Below are 18,538 nucleotides of genomic sequence, written 5' to 3' on the forward strand. Positions count from 1 at the left end.
CTGTTTTTGTTCATTATGCAACTGACATTAGATATGGAATCTGCAGAAAGTAGCAGATTTAGGTTTATAGCAGATTTTGTCATAAAAATAAGCGAATTTAAGTAACTATTCACTATCTCTACACATAAGTCTTGAAAAGCCAAGTAAAAAACTTAAGAATGGTAAGATTTGCTACAAAGTTTACATAACCTATCGACATTATTACCAAAATGAACGTTCTTTAGAGAAAATCATTGCTAATCTATATTCGTACGCAGTAATAAGTTGTATCAAAACAAAAAGAAGATTTTCAGGAAGAAAAGAGTGCAGTGCTAAAACGGTTGATTGATAAATAGTTTATTAACAACCAAAACTGCTAGCTGTATAGCTAATTTCTAACCATAATTTGAGGAGAATATTATGTTTCGTTGGGCCATTATTTTTGCGGTAATCGCGTTGATTGCAAGTTTCCTAGGCTTTGGCGGTGTCGCTGGTTTATCGGCAAACTTTGCTTATATCCTACTAGCTATTGCTGTGATTCTATTCATTGTCGCATTTGTTAGTCGCCGTATGTAATAGAGAACAGTGACTGCTTAGGTCGTAATTTTCCATATTGGTAATAAGAAAAAGTCCTCGATTGAGGACTTTTTTTATGGCTAAAATTTGACTATTTTGATTACTCTTAGTGCCAAACGTCTTATGTGGTTCTAGAAAGTCTTAGGCTGGATAATATGTTCCATACGTTTTGCAAGGCGAATATCTAGGCTTGTGATACCACCCGTATCGTGCGTGGTCAGGCGGACATCAACAACGTTATAAGTATTGCTCCATTCAGGATGATGTTCGAGCGCCTCGGCATAAAAAGCGGCTTGATTCATAAAGCTCATCGCTTCAATAAAATCGCTGAAATGATAGCTTTTGACGATACTATTGCCGTCGCGCCGCCAGCCAGCCAAGTCTTCCAATTGTAAGTCGATTTGTTGGTTAGATAAACTACTCATGGTGATATCCTTTATTATTATTAGAGAGGGTTATCGGTTTGCTGCTTTCTATTTCACTTTACATATCTTCTCTTGCCCAATGTCATGACAAAAAGCATATAGGACAAAAAACCCACCTAACTCTGATGGTCTTTATTACATCATTGCAAGCAAAAATATAATAATTATCGTCAGATAAATAGGGGGGAGTCGTACGTTTTAGCGCTTAAATCAAGATAAGACTTTTATAGCATAATTACTACGATATAGTTACTACTATAAAGCTTTATCTATCATTGGCTTGTTTTATTAAGCTTAAAGCAACCCTTTATATTCAGGGTGTTTATCGATATATGAGGCGACAAACGAGCACTGTGGCACCACTTTTTTGTTATTATCCTGCGCATATTTTAAAGCATGCTTAACCAGTGCAGACCCAACACCGCGACCACCCAATTCTTGTGGCACGATGGTATGGTCGTATACCAGTTGATCGCCACGTTCTTGATAGCTGATATAACCCATATGACCGTCGATTGACGTTTCAAAACGCTTGGCTTGCTCATTGTGTACAATATCTAGATTCTGTTTGTCGTTATTACTCATAGAAATTCTCCATTATCGATATTTATAATTATTTCTAGCTTTTAATTAGCTAATTATTAATTAAGTGATCATTATCTATTCACTTTTTAATATCTTATCCTAGGTATTGTGAGCTTTTTTAAATGAATTTTCTAGTCATTTACCGTAAGGCTAGATAGGGCGAATGTTAATAGCCTTACTTTAATTCAAACATTGCGACAAGAGTTTGTAAGGGAGGATTTTGTATAAAGGTTTTGGCAGAGAAAGCTACTAAAACAGACAGCTAAGCGTAAAAAGCCTGCAAAAAAAGTTAAAAGGCATATAAAGACAGGTAAAACAGTCCGTTAGCTTGCAGGGGTTGCGCCACAATGCGATAATGGTAAACAATTTATAACCCTGATTTTTGAGGCGCAGCCCGTTTGGCATGATTGCTAAGTCTGGTTTGCACGTCTCGTCTATGCAGTCTATCGGAGTGTTAATGGCTCAATATATCTACACGATGAACAACGTGTCAAAACTTGTTCCACCTAAGCGCGAGATTTTAAAAAACATCAATCTGTCGTTTTTTCCTGGCGCCAAAATCGGTGTTTTAGGTATTAACGGTTCAGGTAAATCAACTTTGCTACGTATCATGGCGGGCGTGGATAAAGACTTTAGCGGCGAAGCGCGCGCGCAAGCAGGTACGAAGGTTGGTTATCTACCGCAGGAACCACAGCTTGATGACAGTAAAGATGTCCGCGGCAACGTCGAAGATGGTATGCGTGAAGCTTTAGATGCACTGTCACGTCTTGACGCCATTTATGCCGAATATGCTGAACCTGATGCCGACTTTGATAAGCTTGCCGAAGAACAAGGCAAAATGGAAGACATCATTCAAGCATGGGATGCGCATAATTTAAATACCCAGCTAGAAAAAGCTGCTGATGCTTTGCGTCTACCGCCATGGGATGCGGACGTTAGCAAACTATCAGGTGGTGAAAAACGCCGTGTGGCACTATGTCGTCTGCTGTTGTCACGTCCTGATATGCTGTTACTTGACGAACCAACCAACCATTTGGACGCTGAATCGGTTGCTTGGCTTGAGCAGTTCCTACAGAACTATAGCGGTACCATCGTCGCCATTACCCATGACCGTTATTTCTTGGATAACGTCGCTCAGTGGATTTTGGAGCTTGACCGTGGCCATGGCTATCCGTACGAAGGCAACTATACTGAATGGCTCGAGCAAAAGAACGTCCGTCTAGAGCAGCAAAATAAACAAGAAGAATCGTTTGCTAAAGCGCTGAAAAAAGAGCTTGAGTGGATTCGTAAAAACCAAAAAGGTCAGCAAGCCAAGTCTAAATCACGCGTGCAGCGTTTTGAGGAATTGAACTCAAAAGAGTTCCAGCAGCGTAATGAGACCTCTGAGATTTATATTCCACCGGGTCCTCGTTTGGGTAATAAAGTCATCGAAGTCAACGATATCTCTAAATCGTTTGGCGATCGTCTGCTGTATGAAAACCTCAGCTTTAATGTGCCAGCGGGCGCTATCGTCGGTATTATCGGTCCAAACGGTGCGGGTAAAACCACGCTATTTAACATGATTACCGAACGTGATACGCCAGATACCGGCTCAGTCGATTTGGGTGAAAGTGTCAAAGTCGCTTATGTCGGACAGGTACGTGATAACTTAGATGACAAAAAGACTGTTTGGGAAGAAGTCTCTGACGGCCTCGATATCATCAAAGTAGGCGACTATGAAACCCCAAGCCGCGCTTATATCGGCCGCTTTAATTTTAAAGGTTCAGACCAACAAAAGCATGTCGGTCAATTATCAGGTGGTGAGCGTAACCGTTTACAACTTGCTAAGACACTAAAACAGGGCGCTAACGTCTTGCTCCTTGATGAACCATCAAACGATTTGGATATCGAAACCTTACGTGCGCTAGAGGATGCTATTCAAGTATTCCCAGGTACGGTGATGGTGGTGTCGCATGATCGCTGGTTCCTTGACCGTATCGCGACTCATATTTTGGCATTCGAAGATGAAGGCCCAGTTTGGTTCGATGGTAACTATTCTGAGTTTGAAACCTATCGCAAAAAGACCATGGGTGATGACGCCAGTCCGAAGCGTATGAAGTATAAAAAGATTTCTACCTAGAATAGTTATTTATAATAAGTATTTTTGGACAATAATTTAGATATAAAAAAAGACCTCTAATCCGTTAGAGGTCTTTTTTATGTTCAGCTTTTACGTTGCTTTATGAGCGCTTACGGCCAAACTTACGCTGCTTTTTATTACTAATCTCAGTAATGGCGTGGGCAATTTCTTCTTCGTTGAGGCTTGCCACTTGCTGCAAAATTTGCATCATATCAGGACTGAGGACATATTTTGCATGATGGGCAATATTACCGATACGCTGATCGAAAGTTAAGATGCCAGTTTCTTCATCTTTTTGCAGATAATCAAGACGAATCAAAGCACCGATAAAGCTGGTGAATAGCGCACGGTCAAAGAAGTCAGGAATGTCGTCAGCATACAGGACTGATAAACGCTGACCAAGCAAATGACAGAGGTCAACGACTTCGTTTTCGGTCAGATTGCCTGAGCCTTGCTGAGCGAGTAGGGCAAGGGTCATAAAGTAACGCTCAAGGCTTTGTTCGACTGGGGTCGCCAGTACTTGTAGCTGCTGATAGCATTTACTATTGGTCTCAGGGACACTCAACATACCATCGCCTAATTCTACAATCAATCCATGAGAGAGTAGGCTGTCGATTTTTTTGTTGAGCGTCTCGGCCAAGCCATGTGCTGGATAATATAAGAACAGCTCACTTTGTAAGAATGGATATAACTGCTCGGCAATACTGTCTAGACGACTGCGTTCGATACGGCCATTACGAGCAACCAAGGCAGATAAGAACGACAATAGGATAAAGACATGCAAGATATTATTACGGAAATAGCTTAGTAGTGCAGCTTGCTTACCAGCGACTTGAATGATGTCACCCAAGATATGCGGCGTACGCTCAATGAGCTTGAGCTTAATACCATAATCAATGATTTGCTGCGGGCTCATCTTAGTGATGACGGTATCTTCTGAATAGGATAACTGCTGAGCAAGACCTTGATAGAGGGCGATTTGCTCACGGCAGATATCTTCATCTAATGCCGCTTTCGGTGCTGAGAGCAATACCAGCGACAATAGTGATACTGGCGTGACCACAGCGGCTTTATTGATATGCTGCATGACTTTTACGCCGATGTTATCGACCATGGCACTGGTTTTGTCATCGAGTGGCGTATCAGTACGATCGGCAGGCAAGCTATTGGCTGGCACGTCAAACTTGGTCATAAAATCGCTAAGGTGCAGCGGTGTACCAAAGCTTAAATGCACATTACCAAAGATACGCTCAATCTTACGGCCAACTTTTAATAAACCTATGAGCGATTCAGATTCTTTTGGCTTACCTTTTAACTCACCGACATAGGTACCGCCTTCCATGATGCGCTCGTAACCAATATAAGTCGGAATAAATACCACAGGCTTATTGGTATGGCGTAACTGGCTATGTACCGTCATCGCTAGCATACCCATCTTTGGTGGTAGCAGGCGACCTGAGCGTGAGCGACCGCCTTCGATAAAGTATTCAATGGGTGTATTGCGGGTAATAAGGGTGTGCATATACTCGCGCAATACCGCGGTATAGAGGGCATTACCACGGAAGCTACGACGAATATAGAATGCAACGGCGCCGCGTAATAATGGCCCCAATACTGGCACGTCTAAGTTGTCACCAGCAGCGACATAAGGAATGCTTAGACCACGCTTATAGATGACATAAGACAGTAGTAAATAGTCAACATGACTGCGATGGCAAGGTACATAGACCAGTTCATGGTCAGCGGCAAGCTCGCGCACACGCTCAAAATGATGGACTTCGACGCCATCATATAGCTGCGTCCACAACCACGTTAAGAATTTATAAAAACCGCGTATGATAGAGTGCGAATAGTCATTGACCATCTCATTGGCATAGCCTTTGGCTACCATGCGCGCTTCACGAACACTGGTGCCTGACTCTTCAGCTTCTGCTTCTATCGCATGTTTGATAGCGGGCGAATAAACCAATTTGTCGACCAAGTTACGTCTGTCCGATAAGTCGGGGCCGAGCATGCTGGCGCGCTGTTTGTCCAAATAAATATTAAGCTGCTGTTGTAATGAGCGCACCAGCTCGCGATTGCCATCGGCTGACGCAACCATGGCAAAGCTTGGCGCTATATCATTTACCTTATTAGCATCATTTGCCGTATCAGCTTGCGCGGTGTTTTGTACGGTATTGGTTTCGCTAGCAACAGAATCAAAGACAGAGAATCCTTCGCCATCGCCTTTTAAGCTGTCATGAATAAGGGTGCGTAAATCTTGTGGCGGATGGAACTGGACAAAGGTATCACGCCCCATCACCCCGATATTAAATAACTGCTTGGTGATGCTAGGATCTTCCCAGTTATCGGCGGTCAACAGTTTAAATAACGAGTCTTCTTTTTCTGGCGCGCGTCCCCATAGAATTGACACTGGTACCAAGCGCACTTGTAATTCTGGATGTTGTAAGACCGCGGCAACCAGACGCGATAGGCGAGGTGATAACTGGCTGTCTTTGGCATGTGGATGATGTAAAAAGATAATGGCGGCATTTTCTTTAATATCATGAGTAATATCTTGCACACCGACCAAGGCGGGTGGCAGATTGTGCTCTTGTGTTTGTAGGTCAATCAAAATACTGTTGGAGCGCGAATAATCTTGCAGCACATAAAATCTAAGGATATTGTCGTCATCGTCAAATTCTGGCAACTCACCCAAAAGCTTTGGCTTCACAGCCACATCAAGCAGCTGACCCGATAGTTTGCGATAGAGCTGGTTAATCGGCGCATTGGCATAAAGGGTTGAGGCAACCGGCAGCATCTCAGCCTCGAATTCTGGGGTTGAGGTTGTATGGTCAGTTGCGACGGGCGCTTTAAAAATCCGTTTTTTTAAGAACTTCGGTATCATAATCAGTATCAAAATTAGTCAAATGTGGTGAGCTTATGATGCCATAAAAGCCATCAAAGCGATATATGGTGTCTGTATATACTGCCAATATTAATCTCATAACGGCATAGAATACTGGTTTAAATGCCAGAGAATACTTAACGAGCCAACCGTTAAAAGGCGAAATTATTTAAAGTCAGAGGTAGAAAAGCCTGCGATTTCGCGCAATACTGTATGGCATTAAATCAAAATATTTACATTCAAATCTATGTAGAATTTTATCTTTTAACTTCATTATTCTAAGCCAAAATATTATGACCCCTGCTATCAAACTTGCCAAACAGCAAAGCCTTGATTATAAGTTGCATGAATATACTCACGACAGCACCGCCGCCTCTTTCGGACTAGAAGCAGTAGAAAAACTGGGCATTACTGCCGAGCGGGTGTTTAAAACCTTGGTGGTGACAACCGACGCAGGCGCGCTGGCCGTAGCGATTTTGCCGGTCGATAAAACCCTAAATTTTAAAAAAGTGGCGAAGGCTTTATCGAGCAATAAAATGCTGGCTTGTAAAAAAGTACAAATGGCTGAGCCTAAATTGGTCGAACGGTCGACGGGTTATGTGCTCGGTGGCGTTAGCCCATTGGGGCAAAAAAAGCGCCTACCGACGCTTATCCATGCCGCCGCGCAACAGCAAGCGACTATCTATGTGAGTGGCGGTCGCCGAGGTCTAGAGATTGAGTTGCCACCTGAGCAATTAGCGACCACGCTTAACGCGCGCTTTGTAGATATCATCGATGATTAGTATTTAAGAAGAATTTTACACGCCGTTTATTCTGCGCCTTTGTCATTTGCTCTCAATAGTGTTTGCGCTGCTTATTAGTAGAATTGCTATTTTTAAATAAGGATGTTACCCATGCCGCATTTAACCATTCAAGTGACGCCAAACGTCACGATTACTCATGAAGAATCATTTCTAAAAGCATTAAATCAAGTGCTGTGGGACAGTGGACACTTTGGTAAACCTGCCGATATCAAAGCGCGCATCGTACCGATTGAGACGTTTTTGGTTGGCGTGGAAGATGACGAGCAGCGCAACGGCTTTGTTTATGCGTATCTAAAAATTATGAGCGGCCGTGACGAAGTCATACGCCATCAACTCGCTGAATTATTAACAGCTGCTATAGAGGAAAGCTTGAATGCACAGCAATCGGGACGCGCCGACATTCAAATCTGTGTCGAAGTAGAGGAAATCAGCGCGATTTATCATAAAAAAATGCTGAGCTAAACGCTAGGCTCAATTGTTTATAAGAGTGATTTATAAAAATGACAGACCAGCTATTTATCTGCACATAGCGACTTACTGGCAAACTTAGGCAGTACCATCACCTCAGCTTTATAACCAGCGGTTTTACCGTGAGTCGCCATCAAATTGCGGGCGATACGTAAGCGATATTCGCCAGTTGCGGGTAGGCAGCCTTGGTAAATAATCCCGCCTTTGGTGCCATCATATTTACCATTTGGCATGTGCAGGACGCCGACATTGGCGGTCTCAGACGTGCCAGTAAGCGGCGCAATATTAATGATGGCATATTGCGCAGCGGCGGCATTAAAGCGGTACCAGCGCTCCTGTTCGTTAGGTTTTAATTTACCCGTAACCACGCTACTAATAGCGCCTTTGGCAAAATGGATGGGGGTATCGCTGGTTTTAGCCATCGCGCTATGGGCGCCAACGCTGATTAATGCGGCACTCAATAATAGCGTTTTTAGCGCTCGTGTACTTGATAAAGTGGTTCTGTTATTAATCGACAACATCATTACTTCCTTATTAAATTATATTTTATCAGCTGTCTATTATTTGCATGTCTATTACTTGATAACTATGGTTCTAGTATCTTCTCTGACTTTATATTAAACATAAAAAAGCGCCTAATGAACAGGCGCTTTTCTTGTTAATTATTTGCTCAATTGTGAAGCAATCTTAGTCTAGGAAAGCAAAGTTATCGATTGCCATTGCCGTCATGCTCTCGCTTGGAGCAACCATACTTTCAGCATGGCCTGAGGTACGCGGTAAGATTTTATCAAAGTAAAACTCTGCAGTTTGAATCTTAGCTTTGTAGAATTCTGGTGACTCAGTGCCGCCTTTTTCAAGCTTGTCATAAGCGACCGCCGCCATGCGCGCCCAGTGATAACCCATCATCACATAGCCTGAGTACATCAAAAAGTCATCTGATGCCGCAGAGATGATTTCACGGTCTTTACGCGCCATCAGCATCAAGCGTACGGTCAAGGTGTTCCACTCAGCACATAGTTTGGTCAGTGCCCAAACGAATTTACGCATGTCTTTATCAAGCGCATACTCGCCGCACCATTTCATAATGCTTGAGGTGTAATCACGGATAATTTTACCTTTAGACTGCAAGATAACTTTACGACCGAGTAAGTCAAGCGCCTGTACGCCAGTGGTACCTTCGTACATCGTCGCAATACGGGCATCACGAGCGATAAGCTCCATGCCCCATTCTTTGATATAGCCGTGACCACCGTAGATTTGCTGACCGTGTTTGGCCGCTTCAATACCAAGCTCCGTTAAAAAGCCTTTTAGGATAGGCGTATAAAAGCCCAATTTGTCATCCCATTTTTCAAACTCAGCGTCATCACCATTGGCAACGCCTTGAGACATTTTGTCGGCATAGCGCGCTGAGTGATAAATCATTGAGCGACCGCCTTCAGCAAAGGCTTTTTGGGTCAATAGCATACGGCGTACGTCGGCATGATGAATAATCGCATCAGCCACTTTTTCAGGGTCTTTAGTACCTGATAAAGTGCGCATAGAGCGACGGTCTTTCGCATATGGTAGGGCGTTTTGGAAAGACAATTCAGTGTGCGCCAAACCTTGAATACCAGTACCGATACGAGCAGTGTTCATAAAGGTGAACATCGCTTTCAAGCCTTTATTTGGCTCACCAATTAAGTAACCAACTGCGTCATCGAAGTTTAAAACACAAGTTGACGATGAGCTGATACCCATTTTGTGCTCGATAGAGCCACAAACCACGCCATTACGCTCGCCAGATTCACCTTCAGCATTTGGCAAGAATTTTGGTACGATGAACAATGAGATACCGCGTGTGCCTTCTGGCGCATTTGGTAGACGAGCTAAAACGATATGGACGATATTGTCGGTTAAGTCATGCTCGCCACTTGAGATAAAAATCTTGGTACCGCTGATTTTATAAGTACCGTCATCTTGCGGGATGGCTTTTGATTTAACCTGACCCAAGTCAGTACCACACTGCGGCTCAGTCAAACACATGGTGCCCGACCACGTACCTTCAACCAATTTAGGTAAATAAATCGCTTTTTGCTCGTCGGTACCATACTGTAGTAAGGTGTTGATACAACCAGTTGATAGGCCAGGATACATCGCCCAAGGCCAGTTAGCCGTACCCATCATTTCAGACTTAATAAGGTTGATTGACATCGGTAAGTTCATACCGCCGTACTCTTCAGGGTACGAAATACCTTGCCAGCCGCCTTCGACGAACTGGTCATAAGCTTCTTTAAAACCTTTAGGCGTAGTGACCACACCATTTTCAAAATGACAGCCTTCTTCATCCGCTGGCTGGTACAAAGGCGCTAAGACATTTTCAGCAAAGTCAGCAAAGCCTTGCAAAATCATATCGACGGTTTCAGGATCGGCGTTTTCGCCATTGTCTAGGCTTTTATAATGCGTTTGATAGTCAAAAACATCATTTATCAAAAACTTGATATCACGCAAAGGTGCTTTGTAAGTTAACATAGTCGCTCTCTTTGATTATTTCATTAGCATAGTTCGTTAGCATAGACTGTCGGCTCATCAATTGAGCTATGGTTCATGTAAACGGGAGTTTAATTATCTGGGATAAAGGCAGACAGTATCACAGGTCGTCATCTAAGTTTATTAAGAACAGCTTTTCCATTTTGATAACCGTTAAGGCATCCTTGATAAAAAACAGCTGTCGTAGCATTGAGGTCAGTATAAATCTTCTATAGCCACAAATATACAACCGATAACTAATATTCATAATATATTAAAAAACATAAAAATTTAAGTTATAAATATAAATGGTTATTTATTTATAAATAGGCATCAATAAGTCCAACTTTATAAAGAACCATAGTTTTAATATAGGTTGTAGCATAAGTTTCAGTATAGACAGCGGGATAGACGCAAAACAACCGTTAAGTGTATGAGTTGCGTGCCCAAACAGAATAAAGGAACACAATTTATGAGCGCACCAAAGCGCAATTTAGCATACCAAACAGAGCAGAAAAAGACGCCCGTATTTTGGCTAATGGCAGTAGTTGGGCGGTTAAAAAAACTCATCGATGGTGAGCTTAACCATTTATTAACCGTAAACCGTAGCAAACGACCGTGGCACATGCCGATTATCGCTGCAATTACCATTAGTTTTCCGGTATTTGTCGGGGCGTACTTTGATGCTCTGCCGTCTGGTATTAAAGCGTCACTAGGGGCGATGGTTATTTTAAATACACCGTTAGCAGGTAAGCTGCCGTTTCGTTTGGTGACGGTGATGGCGTGGGGGTTTGCCATGTCGCTGTGTTTTGCGCTGGGCCTGATAGCGCAGCAAATTCCGCCATTAAAATTGCCGATATTTACCTTGATGGCGTTTGGTATTGTAATTTTTGGGCGCTACTATCGTCAACCGCCGCCCGCAGGTTTGTTTGTGATGATGGCGGGGGCGATTGCGCTATTTATCCCGCTGCCTTTAGAAGATGTCATGCCGGCCACAGGCTTGGTGATACTCGGTAGTGGTTTTGCTTTGGTGATGGCGCTGCTATATTCGCTGTTTTTATTGGCGACGCGCCCAGCGACACCGACCCCGACCTATAGTTATGAGCCCGATACCATTACGGAGAGTGTGATTGTCGCCGGTTTTGTCAGTCTATCCTTAGTCATCGCGCTGAGCTTAAATTTATCAAATCCCTATTGGGCAGCAGTCAGCTGTTTTTTGATTATCCAAGGTATTCATTTGCGTACCATGTGGATTAAGCAAATCCATCGTTTGCTTGGTACCATGGTTGGCGTTGGGCTGGCGGGATGGATGCTGGCGTGGGGTTTGCCGATATGGGGCGTGGCGCTGGCGATTTTAGGCTTAATGCTGTGTATCGAAACCTTGGTCGACCGCCATTATGGCTTGGCAGTGATATTTATCACACCGCTGACGATATTCATCGCCGAATATGGCAGTGGGTTGCCGTTTACTAAGCAAGCTTATCAAGAGGTCATTTTAGCGCGTTTGTTTGATACCATGATTGGCTGCGTGGTGGGGCTAAGCGGCGGGGTGGTGATGCATTCGACCGATTTACGCGTGCCGCTGCGCCGGATGGAGAATTGGCTGCTAGCGCGTTTTAGCTAAATTTTTTAGCAGATAAAAAGCTGTATGATTTCTATTCATATGGCTTTTTTAGTCGCGGTTTAAGCTGTTCATTCAATGTACTTATAAACTGTCGATGACTTGCGCAACATCGACTTTATGTTCTGTCCAACGCTCAAAACTTAACGCTGCCTGCCCGATAAGCATGCCATAACCGTCTGACGTTTGTGCGCCGCGCTTGGTAAAATGCTGCAAAAACGGCAGCTCACGTCCATACATCATATCGTAAGCATAATGGCCGTCTAGCTGGTCGCTAAGCGGCAGTGTATCGCCCGATAACCCAATCGAGGTAGCATTGATAATGATATCAAACTCACCGCTTAGCGTTTCAGTGCTACAGGTTTTAATCTGCTGCCTTGCAATCGTCTCACTTGCAGCGCTTAGCTCAGTAACCAAATTTATCGCTTTATTTAATGTACGATTGGCAAGGGTAAGCTCGCTGATACCCGCTTCAATCAATGGCAATATCACCCCGCGCGCCGCGCCGCCTGCGCCGATTATTGCCACATGCGCGCCCTTTAGCGGCCAATCTAAACTTGTCATGTGATTGACCAACCCTTGGCCATCGGTATTATCGCCATATATCGCCTCGGCTATCGGTGTGCCATTTTTTAGCAACGTTTTATTGATCAACAAAGTATTGACAGCGCCTGCAACCTTAGCGTGTTCAGACAAGCCGCCACGCGCCGCGCAGCACTGATAAGCTACTTGCTTAAAGGGCACAGTCACATTAGCACCAACGCCGCCGCCCTGAAAAAATGCCTCAATCACCGCAGTAAAGCTGGCTACATCATCAGGGCAATACTGGCGCTGATAGCTAATCTCTAAGCCTGTCTGCACAGCGAACTGCGTATGGATTTCAGGGGATTTGCTGTGGGCAATCGGATTGCCTATAACGATAAAATGCTGGGTCATAAAGGGTCCGCTGCTTGTAAAGGGTGAAATATAGGCAAAATCAACAGGTGAGAAGTTATCAATAAGAAAGTGGCCGTTTAATTATCTTATGCAATGTCATTTAATAAATCCTACTTATCATAGGGGATAACGTTAACTTTCACAAACCTCTGCTAAGTCAATTATGCTAAGTCAATAAAAGGGCTAAAAACGGAGCTGCTCATTAGCCAAATAAATCATGCCTTTATCTCGTGAGGTCTTTAACAAATCTGTACTCTGCCGGAGCGGTAAGTGTAAGGTAAAAGCTAGTCAAGTGTTAAGCAGTTGGGTAAACTAGGGAGCATGAAGATTTCAGTCGGCCTTGTGTTACGATGATTAAAAGGCAATATTTAACAATTTGACTGCTACCAAAGCCTATAACCAATAAATTATATAACTACCCCACTCTCAACTTGTTTTTCTAAGGTATTGGTTTACTTAGTTTTTAAAATTTCAGTTAAAACAATTAGAATTTTAAATTCTATAAAAATCAAAAGCCTACGATAAGTTGAGATTGGCGTATAACTATAAACATTTAACAGACATTTTTCGTTATCAGCGGCAGCAAACCCCGCTCGTTAATACCGTTTTTGGATCCCTTTAAAAGTGTGAGTACATTGCCCATGTGGAATAAAAGCCTACAGACCTTGATGGTCAGTACGATAATGGCAGTTGGCGTGTCTTTGAGCGCCTGTAATAGCAATACAGAAAACGATACTGCCACCAAAGAAGCAGGCGCTGATAATAGCGAGCAGACCGCCGCTGAGACCTCCAAGGCAGAAAACCCCAATGCCAACGCTGATCTTGATGGCGCAACAGCTGCGCAAGGGACGCCAGTAAAATACGATATCGCCTCGTGGGGCACTGCCAAAGTAACCTCCTTAAGTATCGATGAGCTTAAAAAGATACAATCAGCCTTTGGTAAAGTGGTCAGCACCGACGAAAATAGCTTGGACTATGCCAGTAATCCGGCGTCCAAATATCGCTTTATGCAGGATGATGCGCCGTATTTGGACCTGATTGATTCTGAAAAATACCTCGAGCTTGGCTGGTATTTTGCCAATCCAACCGACTCTGATAAAGAAAAAGAAATCAGTCAAAACCATGCCAAAAAAGCTTATCAACTGGCGCGTCAATTAATGGGCGATGAAGGCGGCAAGCTGGTCGCTGATATGCTCGGCGGTCAAATCGCCAAAAATAAAACCATCGGTGGTCAAAAAGTAGAGCTGGCAAAATGCGAGTTTTATAGCTGTATGCTAGTGATTAATAAATCTGCTGCTCAAACTGCTGATAAATAAGCGGGGCTGGCCTGAATGTCGCCCAATAGCTGGATATGTTTGCATCCGTCAAATGCTACACAGACCACGGTATCGTTAGACAATCGCGGGTTGGCATACGGTGATGGTTTTTTTACCACTATGGGCGTCATCGATGGGCAGATACTGTGGTTGGACTATCATCAGCAGCGCCTTGTCTCGCATGCGGTAGCTTTGCAACTTCAGCTGAACAGCGATTCATTATTAACGGTGTTAAAAACACATGCCAAGCAATTACAGCAAGGTATGCTAAAACTTATAATCACGCGCGCCGAGCAAGAAGTCCGTGGTTATGGTTATACACCAAATACTGGTGGCGGCAGTGCGTGCGAGATTTGGCTTAAATCCTCACCAATGGCCATTACTACCGCACGATCGCTGCCACTCGCTGATGGGCAATTTATCCCGCTACAACCTGCCGCGAGCGCCATTTGCTTATCCTCTCAAATTGCTTGTTTGCCGCCAACGCTTGCTGGACTTAAAAGCTTAAATCGCCTCGATAATGTGCTGGCAAGTGGCGAGCTGCAAGCTATCAAAGCTAAGACATTGGCAGGCACTATCAAGCCAAGCATCGCTGAAGGTCTGCTACGCGATATGAGCGGGCGCTGGGTTGAGGGCACGATGAGTAATGTGTTTTATCAATTAGTAGAAGCGCCAGTCGCAAAATCGTCCAATCCTCCACACTCTCAAAACAACAGCAACAGCAACTATTTAACCCAAGGTCAATGGTATACGCCGTCGATGGCGCAATCGGGCGTTGCTGGCGTGATGCGGCAAGTGATTATCGATACATTATCGACTAGCAATAGCCCCGTCATCATCAGGTCGTTACAAGATGAGGATTTGCCTTATTTAAGCCAGCTATTCTTTTGTAATGCGCTACGCGGTATCATGCCCATGAGTAGTCTGAGGTTATTGGCGGGTGAAGTGGTGAGTTTTGAAGCGATTTAACTGTATTTAAAGAATATTAAATTTGGTATCAATACAATCATCTGCGTATAAAATAACTTCCTCTTTTTTATACATATCTTGCGCTTTTAATAGTGCTTCTTGCTCGTTCTCTGCGCTAATTTTTACGAGGTTACTTAGCGTCTCGACAATCTCTATCTGAAAGATTTCCTCTACTGTCTTATCACTTTTTATCATCACTATTCCCAATACTTGCTTATCAAAATTTCTTTAGGATTTATATACGCTAGCTTAGCAAAGGTGCTTAAAAAGAAGTGATCGTCCTTTGTGAAGTGAGTAAAAGATAATAAAAGCGCTTAATATAATTTGTAATAATGCCCACGACCGATAAATTCAATAATACCTCTATCACGTAATACTTGTAATTGCTGACGGATTTTATCTTTAATGTGGTTGTTTTCAGGATGTTTAAGTTTTAATAGGTCGGCAAACGCATAAACCTGATTGAGAGAGAAGTTGGCGTCGAGTCTGTCGATGCACTGCCAAACGTCTAGTGTCCAACCACGTGAAGCGATAGTTTGCTTACGTAAAAACAAGGTTTTTTGAAAGTGCTCGGTGACATTATTGCGTGGTATAACTTGCTCGTTTTTAACCAAAAACACCTTTCCTGATTCGGGCACTTTGCGCAAGTCTATATTGCAGCCAACCCAACCGGCACGTTTGGCAGTGATGGATAAAGGCTTGCGTTTAACAATCATATCGGGTTTAAAAAATGCTTAGGGATGATTAAAAAGTTATTAACTTTGTATTCTGGTGAATAGGTTAAAAAGAAAAAGCTTGGATTGTTCTTGCTATTGATTCGATGAATCATAGTGTCATAAGCGCCATCATTAATAATGTTGCTTAATTTTGCTTTCTTACTTTTTAATTCATATTCTTCATCGCAGTTTGAACAATAAAAATCAGCGACAGGTTGGTTATTAGCAAATTCATTCAATGGCTGAGCACTACAATTAGGACAATAACCGTGTTTGGCAACCCAATCCTCACTTAATACACGAATTCTTGAAGGTTCAGATTTGTAGTTTGCAGCAAGACTTTAATTAAAATTTAGATTCATAATCAATTTTCGTTCTCAGATGGGTTATGAGTATTAAGCCATATAACTTGGCATAAACACCAAGTTAATTCATAAGCTAAGCAAATACCATTGAAAATCGTCCAGTTCAGTGCTAAATTCTAGCAAACTTCTGCCTCGCGAGTTGCCATGAGCAAGCCAACACCTGAAATACCCCCTAAACGCCCTGATGAATCGCCAAAAAATGAATATGACGCCGCGCTGGAGCAGCCTGTTGAGACGACAGCGCCAGACAAAAAACCTATCATTGACGACGTTAGCGCAGAGGAAGTACCGGCGACAGATATCTCACTCATTAGCGGTGGCACTAAACCGCGCCACTATAAAGCTGATAATCCCTCGTTTTTTATGCAGCGTGGTTATCAGGTGTTATTGGTGCTTGGGCTGATTGCCGCGTTCTTTTTGGTGATGGTGTATCAGACGCTGTTTGGCCGTATTGAGCAGCCGCAGCAGATGGTGACGATTGAGTCGGGTCAGACGTATTATGGGCTATTACCGCAGTGGCAGCAGCAAATACCGCTGTTTTCTGCCACGATTGCCAAGCTTTATATGAAAACGCAAATCGATGGCCCATTGCACGCTGGTATTTATCAATTACCAGAAAACCCTACTTTTGCTGAAGCCTTAGAAGTATTGGGGCAAGGGGTAAAAGCGGCGATGGTCAAGGTACAGATTATCGAAGGCAAAACCTCAAAAGATTTATATCAGGCGCTACGAGATAATAAAGGCATCAAAAAAGAAGTACTGACGGCGGATAGCACGAATGCCAGCATCGCGCAGGCGTTGGATTTGGTTGGCATTTTGCCAGATTCGGTGGTCAATAGTAATGATGCTATCGTCAATCACAATCTTGAAGGCTGGTTTGCGCCTGATACGTATTATTATGGCGAAGGCAGCACCGATAAGCAGGTATTGACCGATTTGTATAAGCGTCAGCAGCAAGCATTGACCAAAGCGTGGGAAAATCGCGACCCTGATCTGCCTTATGACAGTCCATATGAAGCGCTGGTAATGGCTTCGATTATCGAAAAAGAAACCAGTGTGGCAGAAGAGCGTCCTTTGGTATCGGCGGTATTTAATAATCGTTTGAATAAAAGTATGCGCTTGCAGACCGATCCGACCATTATCTATGGTATGGGTAGCCGTTATGAAGGCAATATTCGCCGCAAAGACATCGATGAAAAGACGGCTTATAATACCTATCAAATCGATGGTTTACCGCCTACGCCAATTGCGCTGCCATCTGCTGCCTCTATTGAAGCAACCTTGCATCCTGCCGATAGCGAAGCGTTATATTTTGTGGCGACCGGTAACGGCGGGCACAAATTTACCAATAGCTTAAATGAGCATAACCAAGCGGTCAGAGAGTATCTGAGCGTCATGCGTCAAAAGAAAGCACAAACGCCGCCACCGTAATTTAATCGTCTATATTTCCAAAAACCTATCGTGTACTGAGCGTTATGTCGTTATATAGCTATTTATATAACTGCATAACGCTCATCAATGACATAAGGTCATATCATGTCAGCATTGCCAGAAGAAAAATCATCGCAAATAAACGCGTCTAACCATTCTATTAATACAGCGTCTACTAATACAGCGTCCATTCAAGGGCGCTTTATTAGCTTTGAAGGTACTGAAGGCGTTGGCAAGACCACCGCTATCGAGCAACTTTGCAACCATTTGCAAGTAAAGGGCATCGACTATCTGCGTACCCGCGAGCCGGGCGGTAGTCCGTTTGCTGAGCAATTACGTGCTATTTTGCTAGACCCTGATACCACAATTAACGATGATACCGAGCTGCTACTCATGTTTGCGGCGCGCTGCGACCATCTACAGCAAGTGATTTTACCTGCACTGCAACGCGGAACGTGGGTAATATGTGACCGCTTTACTGATTCGACCGTTGCCTATCAAGGTTTTGGACGCGCGCATGGCGATAGTACGGTACGCGCTAAAATTGCTATGCTGATTGAGCAATTTGTTGAACAGTTACCAGGGCTGACCTTGTGGCTAGATTTGCCAGTATTAGAAGGCATGGCGCGCGCCAATAAACGTAGCGCTGCTGACCGTTTTGAGCAGCAAGCGACGGAGTTTTTTACTCGAGTTCATCAAGGTTTTAGCGTCCTTGCCAGCGAGCAGCCTGAGCGTATCCAGCGTATTGATGCTCAAGGTAGCGCTGAAGAAGTTAGCGAGCGTATTTGGCAAGCGGTGCAGGAAAAATTTGCGCTAAGCTAAGGTTTTTTAACGTTG

Annotated in this window: 17 protein-coding genes and 1 pseudogene; 9 read left to right on the forward strand and 9 right to left on the reverse strand. The window is 43.6% G+C overall.

Going from position 1 to position 18,538, the window contains the following annotated elements:
- Positions 1 to 399 precede the first annotated feature (399 nt).
- A complete protein-coding gene (locus JMX70_RS04815) occupies positions 400 to 555 on the forward strand; it encodes a DUF1328 domain-containing protein (RefSeq protein WP_068407724.1) in 156 nt (51 codons plus the stop codon).
- Positions 556 to 686: 131 nt separating this feature from the next.
- Here the strand turns inward: JMX70_RS04815 and JMX70_RS04820 are convergent, their stop codons facing one another.
- Complete coding sequence (locus JMX70_RS04820; RefSeq protein WP_068407727.1) at positions 687 to 980, reverse strand: 4a-hydroxytetrahydrobiopterin dehydratase; 294 nt, start codon at positions 978 to 980, stop codon at positions 687 to 689.
- A gap of 294 nt (positions 981 to 1,274) precedes the next feature.
- A complete protein-coding gene (locus JMX70_RS04825) occupies positions 1,275 to 1,565 on the reverse strand; it encodes a GNAT family N-acetyltransferase (RefSeq protein WP_201590064.1) in 291 nt (96 codons plus the stop codon).
- A 457-nt stretch (positions 1,566 to 2,022) separates the two neighbouring features.
- On the opposite strand from JMX70_RS04825, the gene ettA reads away from it, so the two are divergent.
- On the forward strand, positions 2,023 to 3,684 hold the full coding sequence (gene ettA, locus JMX70_RS04830; RefSeq protein WP_144296801.1) for an energy-dependent translational throttle protein EttA: 1,662 nt from the start codon (positions 2,023 to 2,025) through the stop codon (positions 3,682 to 3,684).
- A gap of 100 nt (positions 3,685 to 3,784) precedes the next feature.
- Here ettA and plsB read toward each other — a convergent pair whose 3' ends face one another.
- Positions 3,785 to 6,571 carry a glycerol-3-phosphate 1-O-acyltransferase PlsB gene (plsB, locus tag JMX70_RS04835; protein WP_201590066.1) on the reverse strand — a complete coding sequence of 929 codons (2,787 nt, stop codon included), beginning with the start codon at positions 6,569 to 6,571 and terminating at the stop codon, positions 3,785 to 3,787.
- A gap of 293 nt (positions 6,572 to 6,864) precedes the next feature.
- Here plsB and ybaK point away from each other — a divergent pair, with 293 nt between their 5' ends.
- Both ybaK and JMX70_RS04845 read left to right on the forward strand, forming a co-directional pair.
- Positions 6,865 to 7,353 (forward strand): Cys-tRNA(Pro) deacylase, encoded by a 489-nt coding sequence (ybaK, locus tag JMX70_RS04840; RefSeq protein ID WP_144296799.1) that lies wholly within the window; start codon positions 6,865 to 6,867, stop codon positions 7,351 to 7,353.
- 111 nt (positions 7,354 to 7,464) lie between these two features.
- Positions 7,465 to 7,836: a 5-carboxymethyl-2-hydroxymuconate Delta-isomerase gene (locus tag JMX70_RS04845; protein ID WP_144296798.1), complete on the forward strand. Its 372-nt coding sequence runs from the start codon at positions 7,465 to 7,467 to the stop codon at positions 7,834 to 7,836.
- A gap of 50 nt (positions 7,837 to 7,886) precedes the next feature.
- Here the strand turns inward: JMX70_RS04845 and JMX70_RS04850 are convergent, their stop codons facing one another.
- Together JMX70_RS04850 and JMX70_RS04855 are read right to left on the reverse strand one after the other, a co-directional pair.
- Entirely contained in the window at positions 7,887 to 8,363 is a 477-nt protein-coding gene (locus tag JMX70_RS04850; protein WP_201590068.1) for a hypothetical protein, read from the reverse strand.
- A 166-nt stretch (positions 8,364 to 8,529) separates the two neighbouring features.
- Positions 8,530 to 10,350 (reverse strand): acyl-CoA dehydrogenase C-terminal domain-containing protein, encoded by a 1,821-nt coding sequence (locus tag JMX70_RS04855; protein WP_191692273.1) that lies wholly within the window; start codon positions 10,348 to 10,350, stop codon positions 8,530 to 8,532.
- A 469-nt stretch (positions 10,351 to 10,819) separates the two neighbouring features.
- On the opposite strand from JMX70_RS04855, the gene JMX70_RS04860 reads away from it, so the two are divergent.
- Complete coding sequence (locus JMX70_RS04860) at positions 10,820 to 11,971, forward strand: FUSC family protein (protein WP_201590070.1); 1,152 nt, start codon at positions 10,820 to 10,822, stop codon at positions 11,969 to 11,971.
- Positions 11,972 to 12,052: 81 nt separating this feature from the next.
- On the opposite strand, the gene aroE is transcribed toward JMX70_RS04860, so the two are convergent.
- A complete protein-coding gene (gene aroE, locus JMX70_RS04865) occupies positions 12,053 to 12,904 on the reverse strand; it encodes a shikimate dehydrogenase (protein WP_201590072.1) in 852 nt (283 codons plus the stop codon).
- A 626-nt stretch (positions 12,905 to 13,530) separates the two neighbouring features.
- On the opposite strand from aroE, the gene JMX70_RS04870 reads away from it, so the two are divergent.
- Both JMX70_RS04870 and JMX70_RS04875 read left to right on the forward strand, forming a co-directional pair.
- Positions 13,531 to 14,220: a hypothetical protein gene (locus JMX70_RS04870; protein ID WP_320158248.1), complete on the forward strand. Its 690-nt coding sequence runs from the start codon at positions 13,531 to 13,533 to the stop codon at positions 14,218 to 14,220.
- 15 nt (positions 14,221 to 14,235) lie between these two features.
- Positions 14,236 to 15,189: an aminotransferase class IV gene (locus tag JMX70_RS04875; RefSeq protein WP_201590074.1), complete on the forward strand. Its 954-nt coding sequence runs from the start codon at positions 14,236 to 14,238 to the stop codon at positions 15,187 to 15,189.
- Positions 15,190 to 15,195: 6 nt separating this feature from the next.
- Here JMX70_RS04875 and JMX70_RS04880 read toward each other — a convergent pair whose 3' ends face one another.
- The 3 genes and pseudogenes from JMX70_RS04880 to JMX70_RS12580 form a co-directional block, all read right to left on the reverse strand.
- Positions 15,196 to 15,384: a DpnD/PcfM family protein gene (locus JMX70_RS04880; protein WP_227671169.1), complete on the reverse strand. Its 189-nt coding sequence runs from the start codon at positions 15,382 to 15,384 to the stop codon at positions 15,196 to 15,198.
- 119 nt (positions 15,385 to 15,503) lie between these two features.
- Complete coding sequence (locus JMX70_RS12575) at positions 15,504 to 15,809, reverse strand: hypothetical protein (RefSeq protein ID WP_264753697.1); 306 nt, start codon at positions 15,807 to 15,809, stop codon at positions 15,504 to 15,506.
- A pseudogene (locus tag JMX70_RS12580) lies at positions 15,789 to 16,210 on the reverse strand (DpnI domain-containing protein); the annotation flags it as partial. The gene JMX70_RS12575 and the pseudogene JMX70_RS12580, both read right to left, overlap by 21 nt.
- A gap of 204 nt (positions 16,211 to 16,414) precedes the next feature.
- On the opposite strand from JMX70_RS12580, the gene mltG reads away from it, so the two are divergent.
- Positions 16,415 to 17,701, forward strand: a complete 1,287-nt coding sequence (mltG, locus tag JMX70_RS04890; protein ID WP_201590077.1) for an endolytic transglycosylase MltG — start codon at positions 16,415 to 16,417, stop codon at positions 17,699 to 17,701.
- A gap of 189 nt (positions 17,702 to 17,890) precedes the next feature.
- Positions 17,891 to 18,523 carry a dTMP kinase gene (gene tmk, locus JMX70_RS04895; protein ID WP_227671182.1) on the forward strand — a complete coding sequence of 211 codons (633 nt, stop codon included), beginning with the start codon at positions 17,891 to 17,893 and terminating at the stop codon, positions 18,521 to 18,523.
- The last annotated feature ends 15 nt before the right edge of the window (positions 18,524 to 18,538 follow it).

Source organism: Psychrobacter pulmonis (assembly GCF_904846465.1).
In the GTDB taxonomy this organism is placed as follows: domain Bacteria; phylum Pseudomonadota; class Gammaproteobacteria; order Pseudomonadales; family Moraxellaceae; genus Psychrobacter; species Psychrobacter faecalis.

What these genes read in the sequence shown, in the direction of transcription:
- JMX70_RS04880 (WP_227671169.1), bottom strand. Translation starts at nt 15,384, where the DNA reads ATGATAAAAAGTGATAAGACAGTAGAGGAAATCTTTCAGATAGAGATT.
- aroE (WP_201590072.1), bottom strand. Translation starts at nt 12,904, where the DNA reads ATGACCCAGCATTTTATCGTTATAGGCAATCCGATTGCCCACAGCAAA.
- JMX70_RS04820 (WP_068407727.1), bottom strand. Translation starts at nt 980, where the DNA reads ATGAGTAGTTTATCTAACCAACAAATCGACTTACAATTGGAAGACTTG.
- ybaK (WP_144296799.1), top strand. Translation starts at nt 6,865, where the DNA reads ATGACCCCTGCTATCAAACTTGCCAAACAGCAAAGCCTTGATTATAAG.
- JMX70_RS04815 (WP_068407724.1), top strand. Translation starts at nt 400, where the DNA reads ATGTTTCGTTGGGCCATTATTTTTGCGGTAATCGCGTTGATTGCAAGT.
- JMX70_RS04875 (WP_201590074.1), top strand. Translation starts at nt 14,236, where the DNA reads ATGTCGCCCAATAGCTGGATATGTTTGCATCCGTCAAATGCTACACAG.
- JMX70_RS04860 (WP_201590070.1), top strand. Translation starts at nt 10,820, where the DNA reads ATGAGCGCACCAAAGCGCAATTTAGCATACCAAACAGAGCAGAAAAAG.
- plsB (WP_201590066.1), bottom strand. Translation starts at nt 6,571, where the DNA reads ATGATACCGAAGTTCTTAAAAAAACGGATTTTTAAAGCGCCCGTCGCA.
- JMX70_RS04855 (WP_191692273.1), bottom strand. Translation starts at nt 10,350, where the DNA reads ATGTTAACTTACAAAGCACCTTTGCGTGATATCAAGTTTTTGATAAAT.
- JMX70_RS04845 (WP_144296798.1), top strand. Translation starts at nt 7,465, where the DNA reads ATGCCGCATTTAACCATTCAAGTGACGCCAAACGTCACGATTACTCAT.
- JMX70_RS04850 (WP_201590068.1), bottom strand. Translation starts at nt 8,363, where the DNA reads ATGTTGTCGATTAATAACAGAACCACTTTATCAAGTACACGAGCGCTA.
- mltG (WP_201590077.1), top strand. Translation starts at nt 16,415, where the DNA reads ATGAGCAAGCCAACACCTGAAATACCCCCTAAACGCCCTGATGAATCG.
- ettA (WP_144296801.1), top strand. Translation starts at nt 2,023, where the DNA reads ATGGCTCAATATATCTACACGATGAACAACGTGTCAAAACTTGTTCCA.
- JMX70_RS04825 (WP_201590064.1), bottom strand. Translation starts at nt 1,565, where the DNA reads ATGAGTAATAACGACAAACAGAATCTAGATATTGTACACAATGAGCAA.